At 65.2% G+C, this 19,236-nt stretch carries 15 protein-coding genes; 5 read left to right on the top strand and 10 right to left on the bottom strand.

Annotated features, from left to right (window positions below):
- Positions 1-97: 97 nt before the first annotated feature.
- Genes atzF through LN996_RS06845 form a run of 5 tightly spaced genes read right to left on the bottom strand, consistent with a single transcriptional unit; the run spans position 98 to position 8,759 of the window.
- Positions 98-1,951, bottom strand: coding sequence for an allophanate hydrolase (gene atzF / locus LN996_RS06865; protein ID WP_231339679.1), 1,854 nt, complete (start codon positions 1,949-1,951; stop codon positions 98-100).
- Positions 1,948-5,634, bottom strand: coding sequence for an urea carboxylase (gene uca, locus LN996_RS06860; RefSeq protein ID WP_231339678.1), 3,687 nt, complete (start codon positions 5,632-5,634; stop codon positions 1,948-1,950). Before uca ends, atzF begins: the two co-directional genes overlap by 4 nt.
- On the bottom strand, positions 5,631-6,287 hold the full coding sequence (locus LN996_RS06855; RefSeq protein WP_231339677.1) for an urea amidolyase associated protein UAAP2: 657 nt from the start codon (positions 6,285-6,287) through the stop codon (positions 5,631-5,633). Before LN996_RS06855 ends, uca begins: the two co-directional genes overlap by 4 nt.
- Positions 6,284-7,171 (bottom strand): urea amidolyase associated protein UAAP1, encoded by an 888-nt coding sequence (locus LN996_RS06850; protein WP_231339676.1) that lies wholly within the window; start codon positions 7,169-7,171, stop codon positions 6,284-6,286. Before LN996_RS06850 ends, LN996_RS06855 begins: the two co-directional genes overlap by 4 nt.
- Before the next feature lie 43 nt (positions 7,172-7,214).
- Positions 7,215-8,759, bottom strand: coding sequence for an amino acid permease (locus tag LN996_RS06845; protein ID WP_231339675.1), 1,545 nt, complete (start codon positions 8,757-8,759; stop codon positions 7,215-7,217).
- Positions 8,760-8,987: 228 nt separating this feature from the next.
- On the opposite strand from LN996_RS06845, the gene LN996_RS06840 reads away from it, so the two are divergent.
- Entirely contained in the window at positions 8,988-9,698 is a 711-nt protein-coding gene (locus LN996_RS06840; RefSeq protein WP_231339674.1) for a TetR/AcrR family transcriptional regulator, read from the top strand.
- On the opposite strand, the gene LN996_RS06835 is transcribed toward LN996_RS06840, so the two are convergent.
- The 4 genes from LN996_RS06835 to LN996_RS06820 are packed head-to-tail and all read right to left on the bottom strand — an operon-like array spanning position 9,695 to position 13,654.
- Entirely contained in the window at positions 9,695-10,318 is a 624-nt protein-coding gene (locus LN996_RS06835; RefSeq protein ID WP_231339673.1) for a Pr6Pr family membrane protein, read from the bottom strand. The two genes, LN996_RS06840 and LN996_RS06835, sit on opposite strands and share 4 nt — an antisense overlap.
- Positions 10,319-10,371: 53 nt before the next feature.
- Positions 10,372-11,745 carry a DNA repair protein RadA gene (radA, locus tag LN996_RS06830; RefSeq protein ID WP_231339672.1) on the bottom strand — a complete coding sequence of 458 codons (1,374 nt, stop codon included), beginning with the start codon at positions 11,743-11,745 and terminating at the stop codon, positions 10,372-10,374.
- 32 nt (positions 11,746-11,777) lie between these two features.
- Positions 11,778-12,476 carry a phosphatase PAP2 family protein gene (locus LN996_RS06825; RefSeq protein ID WP_231339671.1) on the bottom strand — a complete coding sequence of 233 codons (699 nt, stop codon included), beginning with the start codon at positions 12,474-12,476 and terminating at the stop codon, positions 11,778-11,780.
- 50 nt (positions 12,477-12,526) lie between these two features.
- Positions 12,527-13,654: an aromatic acid exporter family protein gene (locus LN996_RS06820; protein ID WP_231339670.1), complete on the bottom strand. Its 1,128-nt coding sequence runs from the start codon at positions 13,652-13,654 to the stop codon at positions 12,527-12,529.
- Positions 13,655-13,901: 247 nt separating this feature from the next.
- On the opposite strand from LN996_RS06820, the gene pstS reads away from it, so the two are divergent.
- The 4 genes from pstS to pstB all read left to right on the top strand — a co-directional run bounded on the left by pstS (position 13,902) and on the right by pstB (position 18,047).
- Complete coding sequence (pstS, locus tag LN996_RS06815; protein ID WP_231339669.1) at positions 13,902-15,023, top strand: phosphate ABC transporter substrate-binding protein PstS; 1,122 nt, start codon at positions 13,902-13,904, stop codon at positions 15,021-15,023.
- 138 nt (positions 15,024-15,161) lie between these two features.
- A complete protein-coding gene (pstC, locus tag LN996_RS06810; protein ID WP_017197022.1) occupies positions 15,162-16,094 on the top strand; it encodes a phosphate ABC transporter permease subunit PstC in 933 nt (310 codons plus the stop codon).
- Positions 16,095-17,198 carry a phosphate ABC transporter permease PstA gene (gene pstA / locus LN996_RS06805; RefSeq protein ID WP_231339668.1) on the top strand — a complete coding sequence of 368 codons (1,104 nt, stop codon included), beginning with the start codon at positions 16,095-16,097 and terminating at the stop codon, positions 17,196-17,198. It abuts the gene before it with no gap.
- Between the two features lie 69 nt (positions 17,199-17,267).
- Positions 17,268-18,047: a phosphate ABC transporter ATP-binding protein PstB gene (gene pstB / locus LN996_RS06800; protein WP_011772968.1), complete on the top strand. Its 780-nt coding sequence runs from the start codon at positions 17,268-17,270 to the stop codon at positions 18,045-18,047.
- A gap of 172 nt (positions 18,048-18,219) precedes the next feature.
- Here the strand turns inward: pstB and LN996_RS06795 are convergent, their stop codons facing one another.
- Positions 18,220-19,236, bottom strand: a complete 1,017-nt coding sequence (locus tag LN996_RS06795; protein WP_231339667.1) for an inorganic phosphate transporter — start codon at positions 19,234-19,236, stop codon at positions 18,220-18,222.

Genomic DNA, 19,236 nt, shown 5'->3' with positions numbered 1-19,236 from the left:
GCAAAGTGGGTCATTTCTTTATCTTCGGGGATGCCCGGAAAGTGGTTTGGCGGCCAATCGCCGGGACCCCCATTTCCGCTGATCAGCCGCCTGCCGCCTAGATCCGGCCGCGCCCAAGTCCAGTCAGCAAAGCTCCTCCCGCCTCGCGCCAAAACCCGTGGCTTCCCGGTCCAGCCGCCTTGTTCTCCAGGTATTTAATCCAATCGCGGTACTCGGTAATGTCCCGTCCTTCTGCCGCCGCCACGGCATCACAGGCAAAGCCGACGGCTTTGCTGCCATCGTCCAGCGTGACGGAACCCAGCAGCATGGGTTCCGGCAGTTCAGCAAGAAATGATCCAAGCCCGGCCTCTGAAAGCAGCCACCTCTCGGCCACGAGCCCGGCCCCGTGTTCAGATCGAACCACGCCGGGCTTAGGAGGGGTGGTTTCCAAGGCCACCATTCGGTACCGGGCCGCAGTGACTACCCGCCCGTCCCAGAAAGCCCCGCGCCGCTTAAGTTCAGCCGCCAGCGGCTGCCCCTTCCGGTGCGCCCCCACCACGACGAGGGGAACGACGGCGGCTCCCGCAGCAACCGGCCACGGAACCTTGCGGCCGGGCGACGTGGCGGGTGCGGCTCCGGCTGCGACCAACTCCGGATTCTCCGGGGTCAGTTCAATACGCCGCGCGATGTCCGCGGCCACCCCGTCCTCGAAGGTCCGGGCAACCACAGTCAGGCCGAACTGCGCGATGCTGCTTGTTTCGCCCGCGCCGCCTGTTTCGGTGACGGTACCCGCCGGTACCGCAACGGCACTGAGATCGAAGAGGTTGCAGAAATTGGTATAGGTACCCATCCGGGAATTGACCCCCACGGGATCGGCTGCGACCTCGGCCAGCGTCGGATGGAACGGTGCCGTGGGAACTATCAGCGCATCGAAACCGTCCAACCGCTCCATGGCCTGGTGCTTGAGATGCTCCAACGCCGCCGTGTCCGCCACGTACTGGTGCGCAGGGACCGTGCCTGCAGCCTTGATGATGCCGGCCACCGTTGCGTCGAGCGTTGCGGACACCCCGCCGGACGTCACCGAGTCAATGAAGCTGCCGACGGCGGCGTAGCGTTCGGCCACCAATCCGCCGTCGTACAGCAGCCGTGCGGCCTCTAGGAAGACGTCAAGTTCGATGGGCTCGGCCACTACTCCGGTGGACCGCAGTCGCTCAATCTGCTCCCGGAACTCGGCCGCCCAGGCGTCCGGGAGTGCCGGCAGAGCGGCGGGATAGGCCACCCGCGGCGTGGACGGCGCCGCAACCTTGGCGTCTGCAGGCCACGGGCGGCCCTGCCCGGCCATGATGCCCATGGCGAGCTCCGCAGTGGCGAGGTCGCGCGCGAAGATGGTTGCCGTATCCCAGGAACGGCATGCCGGGACCACACCTTCGGTGGACACCACGCCCAGGGTGGGTTTGATCCCCACAATCCCTTGCAGTGCAGCGGGAATCCGGCCCGAACCCGCCGTGTCCGTCCCGATGGCGATGTCCACCAAGCCCAAGGCCACCGCCACAGCAGAACCTGAACTTGAACCACCGGAAATTCGCTCCGGACGCCGCGAATCACGCACAGCTCCATACGGGCTGCGCGTCCCCACCAGTCCTGTGGCGAACTGGTCCAGGTTGGTGGCCCCAAGCACCAACGCTCCCGCAGCGCGGAGCCGCGCAACCGGCACCGCATCCCGGGCGGGTGCATCCCCAAAGCCGGGGCACGCCGCCGTCGTGACCATACCGGCAACATCCACGTTGTTCTTCACGGCGAGCAGGAGGCCGGCAAGCGGCAGGTTCTCACCGGCCGCCACGGCGGCGTCAATCCGGGCCGCCTCCGCGAGCAGTTCGTCCCGCCCCCGCAGGTGGATCCAGATTTCAGGACGGTCGACGGCGTCAATCGCCTTAAGCGCGGCGAGGACGCGTTCCACGGTGGGCCCGCTCATGATGCGCTTCCTTCCAGCACAAGTGCGGGTTCCCGGACGTCCACGGGCTCCAGGACCACCAGTGCTTCGCCTGCCACCACTTGGGCGCCGGCCATGGGCAGGACCCGTTGGACCACGCCATCTACCGGAGCCTGGATGACCGTCTCCATCTTCATCGCTTCCAGGGAGACCAGCGGCTGGCCGGCCACCACGAGGTCCCCGGGTTCCACGTCCACTTTCCAGACGCTGGCCGCGAACGGTGAAGTCACCAAAGTGCCGCCGTCGGGCACTACGACCTCGTCGGCCGGTGGGGCCAGTGAAACGGCTTGTTCGGCACGGTCGAACTCGCCGGCCTCCTCCCAAGCCTGGCGCTCCACGGCGAAAGCGGCCGACTGGGTCTCGCGGAACTCTGCAATGGACACGCTGTTGCGGTCCAGGAATTCCTCATGCTCGGCCAGCGAGAACGTGCCGTCCTGGATCTCTACGCCACGGCCGCGGCCCGCAGCCATGTCTGCGCGGAGGTCCAGGAGCTCCTCGGGGCTGACGGGGTACCAGGAAATACGGTCGAAGAACCGGAGCAGCCACGGGGAGCCCGGTTCAAACGGCGCCGAATCCGCGTACCGCGACCAAACCTGGGTGGTGCGGCCCACGAACTGGTAGCCGCCGGGTCCCTCCATGCCGTAAATGCACATGTAGGCCCCGCCGATGCCCACGGCGTTCTCAGGGGTCCACGTGCGGGCAGGGTTGTACTTGGTGGTGACCAGCCGGTGCCGCGGATCCAATGGGGTTGCCACCGGTGCTCCGAGGTACACGTCGCCCAGGCCCAGGACGAGGTACTCGGCGTTGAAGACGGTGTCGAAGACGTCGTTGACGGAGTCCAGGCCGTTGATGCGGCGGATGAACTCGATGTTCCACGGGCACCACGGGGCGTCGTCGCGGACACCGGCCATGTAGCGCTCGATTGCCTCGCGGGTGGCGGGATCGTCCCAGGACAAGGGGAGACGGACGCTGCGGCTGGGTACCACCAACTCCGAGCTCGCTGGGAGCGAAGCGTCCACCTCGCGCACCAGGCCCAACAGCTTCGAGGTGGGCAGGACGGAAGGATCGGCCTTGATCTGCAGGGAACGGATGCCCGGGGTCAGATCCACGATGCCCCGGACTGCGAGGCGTTCAAGTTCCTGGTGGAGGGCGTGGACGCGGGCGCGCAGGCCCAGGTCCAGCACCATGTCGCCGTACTCCACCAACAGGTTGTCATCACCGGAGCGTCGGTAGGTGACCGCAGGCCGTCCGTCGCCTTCGGGCACCCGGCCCAGCACGCCGTCGTCGCCATCTCCGCGAAGCAGTCCGGTAGTGCCGGACGCAATGCCTGTACTGAAGTCGGCACTGCCCGGGAGTATCAGTTGCCGCGCGGCGCCGAGTTCCTTGACCGAAGGCGCCTCGACGGAACGGATGGGCACAAAGCGGACCTTGTCACCAGGCCGCAATTGCCCCAGCTTCCAGCGCTCGCCGGTCACCACCGTTACCGGGCAGACGAAACCGCCCAGGCTGGGACCATCAGGGCCCAGGAGAATGGGGGTGTCGCCGGTGAAGTCGAGCGCGCCTACGGAGTACGCGGTGTCGTGGATGTTGGAGGGGTGCAGTCCGGCTTCCCCGCCGTCATTGCGTGCCCAGCGCGGCTTGGGGCCGATCAGGCGGACACCGGTTCGGGCGGAGTTGAAGTGGACCTCGTATTCGGCGGCATAGAGCTCTTCAATGTCTTCGCGTTGGAAGAATTCCGGTGCGCCATGCGGCCCTTCCACTACTTTCAGCTCCCATTCCGAGGTGAGTGCCGGGCGGCTCTCTGCCGGAACCGCGCCGGGGACGGTCTCAGGCAGGTGACCGGTGACCGTGCGGAGCACATCGCTGGCCCGCAGCACGCGGCCGCCGTGGCCACCGAACTGGCCCAACGTGAAGGTGGACGCACTGCCGAGGTACTGGGGAACGTCAAGCCCGCCTTCAAAGAGAATGTAACCCCTCAACCCCGAACCGTCAGCCGATCCGACATCCAGCAGGCCGTTCACGGGGACGGTGATGGGCTCCCAGGCGCTGGCAGGATTGCCGTTGACGGTCACTGTGACGTCGGCGCCGGTGACGCACACCGTGGTGGCGTGGGTGAAACGGAGCGCCGGCCCGGCCATGGTGAATTCCAGGCCGGGTGCTCCCTCTGGATTGCCCAGTGCGGTGTTGCCAAGCCGGAACGACAAATCATCCATGGGGCCGCTGGGCGGGACGCCGATCTGCCACAGCCCGGTCCGGCCAGGCCAGTCCTGCACGCTGGTCTGGAGGCCTGGCCGTTCAACGGTGATCCGAGGTTCAGGGTCGCCCACGGTGTTGAGGGTTCCGGTGGAATGCTGTGCCGTACGGACCACGTCCATCCCGGCAACGGCACGCAGCATGCCCAGGTTGGTCTCGATGCCATCGATGCGGGTTCCTGCCAGCGCAGTGGCCAGGGCGTCGAAGGCGGCGTCACGGGTGCTGCCGGACGTGATGACCTTGCCCAGCAGGGGATCGTAGCTGGTGGAGACTTCGCTGCCGGTTTCCACCCAGGCGTCAATGCGTACGACGTCGGAGCCCGGGTACTGCGCGTTGGTAACCGTTCCGGCGCTGGGCTGGAAGTTCCGGGCAGGGTCTTCTGCATAGATGCGGGCTTCCACAGCGTGGCCTGAGACAGGCACGCTGTCCGGCACACCATCAAGCACGGGCTCCTGCTGGGCCAGATTCAGCATCCACTCCACCAGGTCCACGCCGGTGATGGCCTCGGTGACTGGGTGCTCTACTTGCAGCCGTGCATTGACTTCCAGGAAGGATGCTTCCTGGCGGACGGGGTCGTAGACGAACTCCACCGTTCCGGCCGAGCGGTAGCCCACTGAGGCACACAAGGCGCGTGAGCTCCGGTGCAGTTCCTCACGCAACGCATCAGGGAGATCCGGCGCGGGTGCCTCTTCAAGTACTTTCTGGTGGCGGCGTTGCAGCGAGCAGTCACGGTCGCCGAGGCTCACCACGCGACCCTCGCCGTCGCCGAACACCTGGACTTCCACGTGGCGGGCGTGTTCAATGTAGCGTTCGGCAAAGACGCCGGCCGTTCCAAAGCTGGAACTGGCCAGGCGGGCCACCCGGGAGTAGTTCTCGCGGAGCCCGGCTTCGTCGCGGCAGACGGCCATGCCGATGCCGCCGCCACCGCCGGTTGCCTTGAGCATGAGCGGGAAACCGATGGTTTCCGATGCTGCCACGGCTTCGTCCAGGTCCTCCAGGAGGCCGGATCCGGCGATCATGGGAACGCCGGCGCGTTGCGCGGCATCGCGGGCCGTGTGCTTGGTCCCGAAAATCCGGAGCTGGTCCGGGGTGGGGCCTACAAAGACCAGGCCGGCCGCTTCAACAGCTTCCGCGAAGGCTGCGTCTTCGGACAGGAACCCGTAGCCAGGGTGGATGGCTCCGGCCCCGGTGGAAGCTGCCGCACTGAGGATGGCGTCGATCTTGAGATACGACTCCTTGGCCGGTGCAGGTCCCAGGAGGACGGCCTCGTCAGCGAGCTTTACATGCTTGGCGCCGCGGTCCGCTTCGGAAAAGACAGCGACGGTGCGGAGCCCGGCCTTGCGGGCGGACTCGATGATCCTGCATGCGATCTCGCCGCGGTTGGCAATGAGGAGGGTGTCGAAGCGGTTCATGCGCGGGCCTCCGGACGTGTGACGATCATGCGCACCGGCGTGGGGTTGAAGCCGTTGCAGGGGTTGTTGATTTGGGGGCAGTTGGACACCAGCACCAACGTGTCCACTTCGGCGCGGAGTGCCACTCGCTTGCCGGGCGCGGACAGCCCGTCCACGATGCCCAGCGCGCCGTCGGGATCCACCGGCACGTTCATGAACCAGTTGATGTTGGACACCAAGTCCTTCTTTCCGAGGTCCCACTTGGCGCCCTCAATGAGGAAGTTCTCCACGCAGGCGTGCTGTTCATGGGTGTGCTGGCCGTAGCGGAGCGTGTTGGATTCCTGGGAGCAGGCGCCGCCGATGGTGTCGTGGACACCAACCTCATCTGCCACCACTGTCATGAGTGCCTGGCCGCTGTCGGCGCGGAGGACCGAGCCAGTGGTGAGGAAGATGCTGCCCTGGGTTGCGATGGTCACGGCGGCCGAGTACCGGGTGCTGGTGTCTTTGGCCGCGTAGAGAATGCAGTCCACGGCCTGGTTGCCGTCGTGGTCCACGATGGTGAGCACGTCTCCGGCCTCAACCACGGCCGACCACGGGCCGCGGGCTTCCACCAGTTCGTCCAGTACGGCGCGGCCAGGGACCAGTGCGGGGCTGATTTCTGTGATGGCGTTCATGCGGAGGTCCTTGCGTTGTAGTCGAGTTCTGTGTTGTGGAGGGCCAGACGCCCCTCTGGGCCGAGGTCCACGTTGAGGCTTCCGTCCACCAGGGCTTGGAGGTCCTGCGGAGCCCGCCACGCGACGATGTCCACGGCGCTGCCGCTGAAGTCCGGACGGGGGTCCAACGGGTGGGCGGTATTGGCCAGTACCAGCACTGCGTCCATGTGGAGGAGAAGTTCGACGGCGGCACCGGCGCCGGCGCTGCCGGCGAACGTGATGCTGCCGTCCACGTCCACGGTGACGCCCTTGAAGAACGACAATGACGGAGGGAGTTCTTTCTGGCTGATGCCATGCTTCATGCCACCAAGGGTCAACAGTTCACGGCCGGCCGGTGACGGGCTGTGCGCTGATCCGGCACCGTACTTGGCGGTGTTTCCGGCCAGATGGGTGGTGCCGGTGAGGGCATCGTGGTTGCCGGACGAGTCGGCCACTACGGTGGCCATCAGCCGCCCGGCGTCGGACAGCAGGGGGTGGCCGGTGGTCAAGTACGCCTGCCAGGGGACCTTGACCGTGTCCGCGACGTTGAGCCGCTCGTGCTGTGCGCCGCTCCGGATGAGGACAGCGTGAACACAGGCATCGCCGTCGAGGTCTGTGATCCTGATGCGCGTCCCGCGGGCCAGTTCCAGATGGGTGTAGCGGCCAAAGGCCAGTGTCTCGGCCCAGGTCAACGCGGTCTTTGCCTCCGCAGGGAGGCTCTCCGTCAACCGGGCCGGAGCCGAAGCGGGCGGGACATGGATCATGGTCTCCACTGCCCGGCCATGCTGGGCCCGGGCGTGCAACCTGGCGCCTGCCGTGGTGGCGGTTCCGTTTTCAGTAGTCCGTGTTTCGAGAATCTGTGTCATGGCATTCATTTCTGTGCTTGAGCGGGATGGTGGTGCGGCGGGGTCAGCCAGCAGGGTTGGTGGGGTCCAATGCCTCTGCCGCTTTGTTCTGCCGGACCCGGAGGTTCCTCCGGACCCAGATGCCCAGGAGCAGGACGGCGCCAACCATGATGGGGGCGGAGAAGAGCAGGATTCCGTGTTCGCCGGAGGGGTCATACACCTCGGGGCGGGGCCATGACAGGTTGATGACCATCAGGGCGCCGTACAGGACGGCCAGGACGTTGACGGGCAGGCCCCAACGGCCCAAGGAGAACAGCCCCGCCGGCATGGTCTGGCCCACCCGGCCCCAGTCACCCCGGAAGCGGCTGAGCAGTTGAGGGACCGTGACCATCAGGTACGCCAGGTACACCATCACGATGCACACACTGCAGAGAGTGGTGAAGAGTGCGGAGTTGCCGATATTGATGGCGAGGATCCCCACCGCCAGGGCGCCGATCGCGATGGAGGGCCACATGGGGGTTCCACGTTTGGGGTGGACCTTCGCGAGCCGGGCCGAGGCCGGAAGCTTGCCGTCGCGGGCCATGGAGAACACCAGGCGTGAACCGGCCGTCTGGATGGCCAGGGTGCAGACAAAGATGGCGATTGCCACGTCCACCAGCAGCACCTTGCCCCAGAACGTGCCCAACACGGCCGTCAGCACGTAGGGGAGTCCCTCGGTGGCGAGCCTGCCGTCGTCGAGGCTTGGCGCTGCCATGAGGGCAGCGATAATCATCAGCCCGCCGCCAACACCTGAGATGATCAACGCCGACAAGATGGTGCGCGGTGCGGTCTTGCGGGGGTTCTTGGTTTCCTCCGAGAGTTCACCGGCTGAGTTGAAGCCGACCATCACGTACGCGGCCATCAGGCCGGAGACCAGGAAGGCGCCCACGGCACCAAGGTCCGAGGTAGTGACCACACTGATGTCTGCTACCACCTCCGGGCCACGCTGCGCGGCTGAGAACAAGGCGAGAATCACCGCGGCGACGCCCACAATCTCGCAGGTGACACCAATGGAGTTCACGTGGGACATGAGCCTCACGCCGAGGCAGTTGATCACAGTGGTGATCACCAGGAGTATGGCTCCAAGGATTACTGCGTTGGCCGCGCCCGTGGGGGATGCCAGGGAGGGGTCGCCGCCCACCACCTGGAATCCGTCCCACAGCTGGGGGAGGACCACCTGGAGGGCGATGGCTGCTGCGGCAGCTGTGATCACCTGGGCGATTGCCATGAACCAGCCGGCGAACCATCCCACCACTTCGCCACCCATGCGCCGCGACCACTGGTAGACGGCGCCGGACAACGGGTATCGGGCGGCGAGTTCGGCGAAGTTCAGGGCTACCAGGAGCTGGCCCACCAGAACCACGGGCCAGGTCCAAAAGAAGGCCGGGCCGGCGAAGGAGTAGCCGAAAGCGAAGAGCTGAAAGATGGTGGTGAGGATGGAGACGAACGAAAAACCTGCGGCGAACGATGCGTAGCGGCCCAGCTTGCGGTGCAGGGTGGGCTGGTAGCCGAGGGCTGTCAGGTCTGCGTCGTCAGTGCGGCTGGCCGTCGTCGAAAGGGTGGAAGTCATCGGGTTCTCCGTGTCTGGAACGGGATAGGGGACCAGCCCGGAGAGGTTTCTGATGACCCGTCCGGAATATCGGTCACTTGATAGTTTTCCAGCGCGGTGTCCCCGCAGCGTTTCGCCGATGTAAAGCCTTGGTTACCGTGCGTTTCGGGGAGGTAAAGGAAATCTCACCGTCGGCTCAGCAGGCCGTGAACGGCTCCTTTGGCGGTGCTGCGATGCAAGAATGAAAGGGTGAGTACAGTCGGACCGGGACGCCCCCGCAAGCAGCAAGCGGTACGGCGGGGAGCCACAGCCCGCGACGAAATCCTGGATGCGGCAGCCGAGCTCTTTACGGGCCAAGGATTCGCCAACACGTCCACGCGGGCCATCGCTGACGCCGTCGGAATCCGGCAGTCATCGCTGTATCACCACTTCTCCACCAAGGACGAGATCCTGGGCGAGCTTCTTGGCGGGACGGTGTCCACCAGCCTGGACTTCGCCCGTGCGGTGCACGGCCACCCGGAGGAAGCCGGGCGTGGCCCGGTTGCCGCCGCAGCGCGGCTGCACGCGGTGGTGCTGTTCGACGGTTCGCAGCTCTGCAGTTCCCGCTGGAACCTCGGCGTGCTGTACCACCTTCCGGAGGCCAGGGCGGAGGTCTTCCAGCCGTTCATGGACGCCCGGACGGAACTTCGGACCATTTACGCTGACTTGGGGCGGGAACTGACGGCGGTGGCGGATTCGGACGCCAGCCTCGGAGATACGGCCTTCCGACTGGTGGAGTCCTTGATCAACCTCCGTGCGGACGGACTGATCTCAGCGGAATCGGCGTCCACTACGGCCGACACCGTGATGTTCCTCGCAGGACTCAGGCACGAACTTCCGGCGGTGAGGGCCGCCAGTGGAGAACTCATCGGCCGGTTTGGAGCGGCGCCTGAGCCGGCGCTCGCAGCGAAGAGCGCCTAGTAATCCACCTGCCGCTTCAGCTTGTTCCCAAGCCACAGCATTGCCAAGCTCACCACGAGGAAGCCAACGGAGATGGCGAGTGCAAAGATGATCACGCCGCCCCAGCCGCCGGCGCGTGAGGGGTCGATGAACCAGTACGGGTACCAGTTGACGAAGGCTCCCCGGATCAGGCTGTAGACGAGGTAGCCGATGGGATAGAGCAGCCAGTACCAAATGTGCTTGGGTTGCAGGGTGGCCAGCGGGGGCTGGAAGAGCCAGTCCGCCACCATCACTACGGGGATCAGGTAGTGCACCACGAAGTTGACCCACGGCAGCAGCGAACCGAGGTCTTCGCCCGCCAATAGTGCGCCAAAAACAAGGCCCACCACGGCCATGGCGATGGTGGCTGAGCCACGGGTGACATCGTCGATTTCGCTGGGGCGCTTGCGGATCAGGACCCTGTACCCGCTGATGAGGAGCACCAACGCGGCAAAGATATTGGACAGATTGGTGAAGTAGCTGAAGAAGTTCCAGAGGTCATAGCCCATGCCCAGATGAACTGTCAGCTGTGTCCCCACCGCCACCAAGGTCAAAAGGCCAAAGAAAAAGCGTCCCCCGATAAGCACAGTTCTCTTGGTCATGACCCAATCCTTGCCGAAACCGCAGCTCAGAGCCGCTCGACACCCCGGAAGGGTTAAGTGATCAGAAGTTCGAGGGCCTCCGCCAAGTGGCCTACTTCGCGCACCGAGAAGCCGTCGGGGATGATCCCGGCGCCCGCCGGGCTGGCAGGAACGATCGCGTGGGTGAAGCCGAGGCGGTGTGCTTCCTGGATGCGTTGGTTGATCCCGGGAACAGGGCGGACCTCTCCGGCCAGGCCAACCTCGCCAAAGGCAATCAGGCGTTGGGGGAGGGCCTTCCGGGACTTGGCGGAGGCAACCGCGAGGGCAACAGCCAAGTCAGTGGCGGGCTCCGTGAGCTTCACGCCGCCGACCGTTGCCACGTAGGAGTCGTCCTTGTGCAGCATGCAGCCTGCCCGCTGCTGGAGAACCGCGAGCAGCATGGCGACGCGGGAACTCTCGAGCCCGCTGGTGGCCCGGCGTGGCTGCGAATTGGCGCTCTCGGCCAGAAGGGATTGAACCTCTGCCAGCAGCGGCCGGCGACCCTCCATGGTCACCGTGATGCACGTTCCCGAGACTGGCTCGCGGGTGCGTGAAACGAACAATCCGCTGGGATCAGCCAATCCCTCGATGCCCGCTTCGTTCAGGTCAAAGCAGCCGACGTCGTCCGTGGCGCCGTAGCGGTTCTTGACGGCTCTCAGCAGACGCAGGCGGGAGTGTCGCTCGCCCTCGAACTGGCACACGACGTCCACCAAGTGTTCCAGCAGCCTCGGCCCCGCGATGGTGCCTTCCTTGGTCACATGGCCCACCAGGAGCGTGGTCATGTTGCGCCGCTTGGCTGCGGCAATGATGGAGGCAGCGACCTCGCGCACCTGGGATACACCGCCGGCGCTGCCTTCGACATCCGCGCTGCTCAGCGTTTGCACGGAGTCGACAATCAACAGCTTGGGTTCGAGCTTCTCCACTTGGCCCAGCGCCTGCCCGAGGTCGGTCTCCGCGGAAAGGTACAGCGTATGGGCGACGGCGTCGATCCGCTCCGCGCGCAGCTTCACCTGTGCCGCAGATTCCTCACCGGTGATGTACAGGACATCCTGACCCGTACGGGCGAACTTCGCCGCGACGTCCAACAGGAGCGTGGACTTTCCGACGCCGGGTTCCCCAGCGAGCAGGATGACGGCACCGGGGACGAGCCCTCCTCCCAGGACGCGGTCCAGCTCGTCCACGCCCGTGGGCAGGAACGCCGCAGTGGTCCCATCAACCTCAGCGATTCGGCGGGCCGGCTCCAAAACTGTAGCGGCCGCCGTCGTACGCGCGACAGTGGCGCCGTACTCCTCAACGGTTCCCCAGGCTTGGCACTCACCGCACCTGCCCACCCACTTGATGGCGGTCCAGCCGCATTCGGCGCACTTGTAGGCGGGTGTCTTGGATGCGCGGGAGGTCTTGGAAGCCATGGGTTCAAGGTTAGCCGCGGGGACTGACAGTATTAGCCGAGCCGTCCCCCGTGCCGCGCCGCGTCCACAAACACCGCAATACCCGTCACACCAAGCGCAAGCCCGAGCGAAGCAACGACGTCCGTCAGCCAGTGGTACCCAAGGTAGACCCGGCTGTAGGCGACCAGCAGCGTCAGCAAGGCGGCGCCAGTGAAGGCGAGCACCGCCGTCGTTCGCGTGCCCGAACGCGAGACGATCAGGTAGGTGAGGACCAGCGCGAAAATGCCGGCGCCAAGCGTGTGGCCGGAAGGGAAGGACAGGGCGTCGTCCGGGCCGAGGAGGAAATCGGATGATGGCGGTCGGGAGCGGCCCACATCCTGCTTGATGACGGTGGAGAGAATACCGGCGAGCAACATAGCGCCCATCAGCACAGCCGGCCGCCATAGTTCCCGCTTCCAGGCCGTCCATGCGACGGCCACCGCCACGCTAATGACCGTCATCCACACGGGTGAGGTGACCGTAGTCAACGCCGTGAGGAAGGCCGTGACCACCGGGCCGCGCGAATCGACCATGAAACTGTGGACCGTGCCATCCACGGTGGCCAGCCCGGTCTCGGACAGCACGGCGGCGAACATCAACCAGAAGATGGCATCGCCGGCCACCAGCAAACCACCTGCCCACAGGAACAGGAGCCGCTGCCGTTGCCGGAGCGCCGGCGCAGCCCGGAAGCGTGTGGATAAGGCAGGGATCATCGGCCCATTCTGCCAAACAGGTCTGGGGCTTCTCTGGGAGGAACGGAGGGCTACAGCGCTGGCAGCACTGCCCGCGCTTCCTCCGGCTCCATCCCGCTGGCCTCCAACAGGTCAACCATGAGGGGCCGGAACAGCATGACCACGGTTTCGCCCTCCAGCCTTTGGACGTCCAGCATCTTGGGGTGCAGGCGGGCGGCGATGTCGGAGAGTTCGTTCCGGGCGCGGCGCAGGTGGACCCGGCGGGTACCTTCACTCTGCTCGGACAAGCCAATGGTCATCTCGTCGATCGCCGCAGCGGTTTCCTGCAGGACTTCGGAGATGCTGTCGATCGCTTCATCGGACAACGCGGCATGGTTGATGGCGCTGGTGAGCCGCCGGGCGAACACCCGGCTGTTACGCAGGGCCAGGTCGATGTACTCCAGAGAGTGCTCCAGGCCGGCCAGCTCGTCGCGGTGCCTCCGGTGCGCGGGAGCCAGAGTTGCTACTTCGCCCGAGGCACGCAGCGTCTGCCGCATCCGGTCCACCAAAGGCTGGCAGTTGCGGCCGCGGATCAAGGCGTGCCAGGCGATGGTGGAATCGCTCTCGGTAAGGGCCTTGCCGCATTCGCGCAGCACTTCCGCGAGCTCGTGCAGGATCTTCTGGACATCTTTCCGGGGCTCCCGCCGCGGATCCTTCGGCACCAGGATGGTCACCAGCAGAGCGAACACACCTCCAACCACGGCATCCAGGCTGCGCGTAAAAGGCCCGCCGGCCGGTGCCGGCAGCAGCACCACCAGCAAGGACTGCAGCCCCAGTTGAGTGGTGAAAATAGTGCCGCTGTCCAGGAACCTGGCCAGCAGGATGGAGAAAAGAAGTACGACGGCGGCCTGCCAGATCCCGGCGCCCAGCCAGTGAAGCAGCAAATCACCAACAACGATGCCCAGTGTGCAGCCGAGGCCCACCTCTATCACCCGGCGCAGCCGCGGGTCACGGGAGAACCCGAGGGCGATCAGGGAAGACGTAGCTGCAAACAGCGGTCCTTGGTGGCCCAGGACATACTCGGCGAAAGCGTAGGCGCCTACAGCGCACACTGTCATCTGGATTGCCGGTGTCAACGAATTCCGGCTGCGGACCAAACCGGTCCTGACTCTGGCGCGCAGGAACCTCTTGCTTGCAGAAAATCCCTTCGCGGCAGCCATGTCGTCCAGTCTATTTGCCCGGCGCGAATTCGGACGAAGGCACCAAGCGCATCCCGGGTGCCGCTCAAGGTGGCGCGCGCCACATAACCCAATGGTCCGCCGTCGTTCACTTTCCGTTCACCTTCCACTGCAGGTCCCGTTACCTGCGCTCCTTACCTTCAGTAAAGGAACAAAAGGTCCTCAGCTCGCGCACGCCGAAATCTCCGTTCGGCCCGCATCGAAGAATCCCTGGAAGGGGCACATCCAAGTGAAGGCAACTCACTTCGGCCGCAACGCGGCAATCGCGGTCATCGCAGCCGGCGCTCTCGCGCTCACTGCTTGCGGTTCAGACAACGCAACGGGCACCACTGGCGGCACCCAGTCGGCCGCATCCGGCACCAAGGTCACCGGCACGCTGACCGGCATCGGCGCCTCCTCCACCGGCGCAGCCATGGACGCTTGGAAGGCCGGTTTCTCCACCGCCAACTCCGGCGCCACGGTCCAGTACTCCCCGGACGGTTCCGGCGCAGGCCGCAAGGCCATCATCGACGGCTCGGCACAGTTCGCCGGTTCTGACGCCTACCTGAAGGATGAAGAGCTCGAGAGCTCCAAGGCCAAGTGCGGCCCCGACGGCGCCATCAACATCCCGGTGTACATCTCCCCGATCGCTGTGGCCTTCAACATCCCGGACGTCAAGGAACTGAAGCTCGACGCCGCAACCGTCGCCAAGATCTTCCGCGGCGAAATCGCCAACTGGAACGACCCCGCAATCGCCGCCCTCAACGAAGGCGTCACCCTGCCGGACCTCAAGGTCACCCCGGTGAACCGCTCTGACGACTCCGGCACCACCACCAACTTCACCGACTACCTCGCAGCTGCTGCTCCCGAGGTCTGGACGGACAAGGCTGCCGGCATCTGGCCCGCAACCCTGGCCGGCGAAAACGCCAAGGGCACCTCCGGCGTCGTCAAGACCGTCACCGACACCCCTGGTGCCGTGACCTACGCCGATGACTCCGCTGTCTCCGGCAAGCTGGGCACCGCCTCCATCAAGGTCGGCGAGGAGTTCGTCAAGATCTCCGCCGAAGCCGCCGCCAAGGCAGTCGAGGCCGGTAAGCCCGTTGACGGCCGCGCCGCCAACGACGTCGCCATCAAGCTGGACCGCAAGACCACCGCAGCGGGCGCCTACCCCGTAGTCCTGGTTTCGTACCACGTTGTTTGCACCACCTACGAGACCAAGGAAGTTGCTGACCTGGTCAAGGCCTTCGAAAGCTACGTCGTCTCCGACGAAGGACAGAAGACCGCAGCCGACGCCGCAAAGTCCGCGCCGCTCTCCAAGGCCCTGCAGGACAAGGCCACGGCCGCTATCGAAACCATCAAGGCCAAGTCCTAAGGTTTCCCGGCGGGTTTGCTTGAACCCGGCTGAACATTGAAGTTCCCTGTCCCGCTCTCCGGTGGCCGCCGCGGCACCGGCGCGGGGCAGGGAACTTAGCCATGTAAGACCAGTTCACTGAGACTGAAGGATCGTGAAGTGACCACCAACTCCCTGACAACCTCCCAAGGCGCCGGACGCGCCGGGGACAAGGTTTTCTCCGGGGCCGCCATGGCCGCAGGGTGCCTGATTCTCGCGGTCCTCTTCGGAGTCGCGTTGTTCCTTGTGGTGCAGGCAATCCCTGCGCTCACCGCCCCTGCCGAAGACATCCAGGGCGGAAACGGCTTCTTCGCCTACATCGCCCCGATCGTGGTGGGCACCCTCATTGCCGCAGTCATCGCACTCGTCATCGCCACCCCCGTGGCCATCGGTGTGGCACTGTTCATCTCCCACTACGCTCCCCGTCGGCTCGCTTCGGGCCTGGGCTACGTAGTGGACCTCCTCGCTGCCATTCCCTCCGTGGTTTACGGCGCCTGGGGCGCGGCCTTCCTGGCCAAGGAAATCTCCCCGGCCTACGACTGGCTGGCCACCTACCTCGGCTGGATCCCGATCTTCGAAGGACCGGCATCCGCCACCGGCAAGACCATCCTGACGGCAGGCATCGTCCTTTCCGTCATGGTCCTGCCCATCATTACCTCCCTGTCCCGCGAAATCTTCCTGCAGACCCCCAAGCTGCACGAGGAAGCAGCGCTCGCACTTGGAGCTACCCGCTGGGAAATGATCAAGATGGCCGTCCTGCCGTTCGGCCGCCCGGGCATCATCAGCGCCATCATGCTGGGTCTTGGCCGAGCACTTGGCGAGACCATGGCCGTTGCGCTGGTGCTCTCCTCCGGTGTCCTGACGGCCAGCCTCATCCAGTCCGGCAACCAGACCATCGCTGCCGAAATTGCCCTGAACTTCCCCGAAGCCAGCGGCATCAAGGTCAACACGTTGATCGCTGCCGGCCTGGTGCTGTTCGTCATCACCCTGGGCGTGAACATGATCGCCCGCTGGATCATCACCCGGCACAAAGAATTCTCGGGAGCCAACTAAATGACCGCCACAGTAGTCCGCAAGCGCTCAGCGCTCACCAAGGGCCAGCTGCCCAAGTTCGCGCCCTACATTGTCCTGGCCGTCGCACTCGTTGTGGGCGCGGCCATCATGGCGCTCATCGGCTTCAACGCCTTCGGCTGGGGCCTCGTCTCCGCCATCCTGTTTGCCGTAGGCCTGGTCTCGTGGAGCGGTGCTGTTGAAGGTGCCCGGAAAGCCAAGGACAAGCTCGCCACGTGCCTGGTGGTCGGCTCGTTCCTGGTTGCACTCTTGCCCTTGATTTCGGTGATCTTTACCGTGCTGGTCAATGGCATCCCCGGCCTCATCACTCCCGGCTTCCTGGGCACGTCCATGAATGGCGTTACCGGCGCGTTCGACAACAAGGCAGTAGAGGAAGGTGCCCCCGTTCTCGGCGGCATCTACCACGCGCTGATGGGCACCCTCCAGATCACCCTGTTGGCCACTGTCATCTCCGTGCCGGTTGGCCTGCTCACCTCGATCTACCTGGTGGAATACGGCAACGACCGTCCGCTGGCCCGCGCCATCACGTTCTTCGTGGATGTCATGACCGGCATCCCGTCCATCGTGGCCGGTCTCTTCGCGGCAGCGTTCTTCTTCGCCATCGTGGGCCCCGGCACCAAGACCGGTGCGGTTGCCGCCGTCGCGCTTTCCGTCCTGATGATCCCGGTGGTGGTCCGCTCCAGCGAGGAAATGCTCAAGATCGTCCCGAACGAGCTCCGCGAGGCCTCCTACGCGCTGGGCGTCCGCAAGTGGCGCACCATCACCAAAGTGGTCATCCCGACGGCGATCTCCGGCATTGCGTCCGGTGTCACCCTGGCGATCGCCCGGGTGATCGGCGAAACTGCGCCGATCCTGGTGACCGCAGGCTTCGCCACCACCATCAACAACAACGTGTTCGGTGGCTGGATGGCCTCGCTGCCCACGTTCATTTACACGCAGATCCTCAACCCGACGTCGCCGTCCAATCCTGAGCCCTCGGACCAGAGGGCGTGGGGCGCCGCGCTGGTGCTGATCATCCTGGTGATGCTCCTGAACCTCGGAGCCCGCCTCATCGCCCGTCTGTTCGCACCCAAAACGGGACGCTAGCCGGGCTGGCCGCCGGGTTTTGCGGCGGCACCTTCAAACTTCCACACCCCCAAGGAACAAAGGAACACCATGTCCAAGCGCATCGACGTCAAAGACCTCAATGTCTACTACGGCAACTTCCTGGCCGTCGAGGACGTCAACATCAACATCCAGGCCAAATCCGTTACGGCCTTCATCGGCCCGTCCGGCTGCGGTAAGTCCACCTTCCTCCGCACGCTGAACCGCATGCACGAGGTCCTTCCCGGCGCCCGCGTCGAGGGCGAGGTCCTGTTGGACGGCGACAACCTCTACGGCCCCGGCGTGGACCCCGTCACCGTACGCACCCAGGTGGGCATGGTCTTCCAGCGCCCCAACCCGTTCCCCACCATGTCCATCCGCGATAACGTCCTGGCCGGCGTGAAGCTGAACAACAAGAAGATCTCCAAGGGTGCAGCCGATGCCCTCGTGGAGAAGTCCTTGGTGGGTGCCAACCTGTGGAACGAGGTCAAGGACCGCCTGGACAAGCCCGGCTCCGGCCTTTCCGGCGGTCAGCAGCAGCGTCTGTGCATCGCCCGCGCCATCGCCGTGGAGCCCCAGGTGATCCTGATGGACGAGCCTTGCTCAGCCTTGGACCCCATCTCCACGCTGGCCGTCGAGGACCTCATCAACGAGCTCAAGGACCAGTACACCGTGGTGATCGTGACCCACAACATGCAGCAGGCTGCGCGCGTGTCGGACAAGACCGCGTTCTTCAACATCGCCGGCACCGGCAAGCCAGGCAAGCTGATCGAGTTCGCTGACACCACCAGCATCTTCAACAACCCTGGCCAGAAGGCAACGGAAGACTACGTCTCCGGCCGCTTCGGATAAGGGTTCTTGCAGGTTCCGGCTTCTATGGGGGGAGTCGGCACAGAACGACGGCGGCCGTCGCCTTGGGGGTACGGCCGCCGTCGTTTTTTGTACCCAACTAGGTCGCAGTTCAGGTCGTTCCCAGCGCTGGGAACGACCTGAACTGCTACTTACTTGGATGCGTCCGTGAAGGTTACAGGTCCGCGAGGGGCGAGAACGCCAACTCCAGGATGAACGCCGCGGCGGCGGTGACCAGCGGAGTCACCACCCAGAACAGCAGAATCCGCCGGACCAGACGACGATTGACGGTGTGGAACCGCTGGTTCACGCCCGCTCCCAGCACAGAGGCCGTCAGTGTGTGCGTGGTGGACAGCGGCAGATGAAAACCGATGGCGCCGACAAAGAGCATCACGGACGTCAGCGTTTGCGCCACGAAGCCGCGCAGGGGATCCACCCGGATGAGTTTGTGGCCCAGAGTGTGGGAGATCCGCCAGCCACCAAACAGGGTGCCCGCGGTAAGCATGACGGCCGTGAGCAGCAGGATCCACAGCGGCACATCCTCTCCGCCTGACAGCCCCGCGGCCACCATGGCCAGCACAATGACGGCAGCTGTTCGCTGCCCATCCTGAAGGCCGTGACCGAACGCCACAGCGGCAGTGGACACGGCCTGCGCGCGGCGGAAGCGCCGGTTCACCACATTGGGTTGTGTGTACCGGGCAGCCCACGTTACAGGCCAGACCAACAGGTACGCTGCTGCGAACGCGATAATCGGGGACAGGATCAAAGGCAGTGCCACTTGCGTGAGCAGGGCGTTGTCCATGCCACCCACGGCGTTGCCGCCCACCAGGACACTCGCGGCGCCGGAGCCAATCAGGCCGCCGACCAACGAGTTGGTGGAGGACAAGGGGATACCGCGCCACCACGCGTACACACCCCACAGGATGGCTGCCGTGAGGGCCGAGGCGAGGATGGTCAGCCCGCTGGTGCCGCTGGGCAGGGTGATCCAGGACTGAGTGAAAGCCAGGATGAAGGTGCCGCTGAGCATGGCACCCAAAAAGTTGAAGAGGGCGGCCAGGAGCACCGCAATTGAAGGAGTAAGGGCGCGGGTCCGCGTGGACAGCGCGACGGCGTTGGAGACGTCGCGGAAGCCATTGAGGAACGCGAACCCAGAGGCCAGGCCAACTACCAGGACCAGGATGGCGATGGTCAC

Source organism: Arthrobacter sp. AK01 (genome assembly GCF_021109375.1).
Classification (GTDB): domain Bacteria; phylum Actinomycetota; class Actinomycetes; order Actinomycetales; family Micrococcaceae; genus Arthrobacter.
Note: the sequence above shows the minus strand (reverse complement) of the source record. Positions and strands in the feature narration are given on the sequence as shown.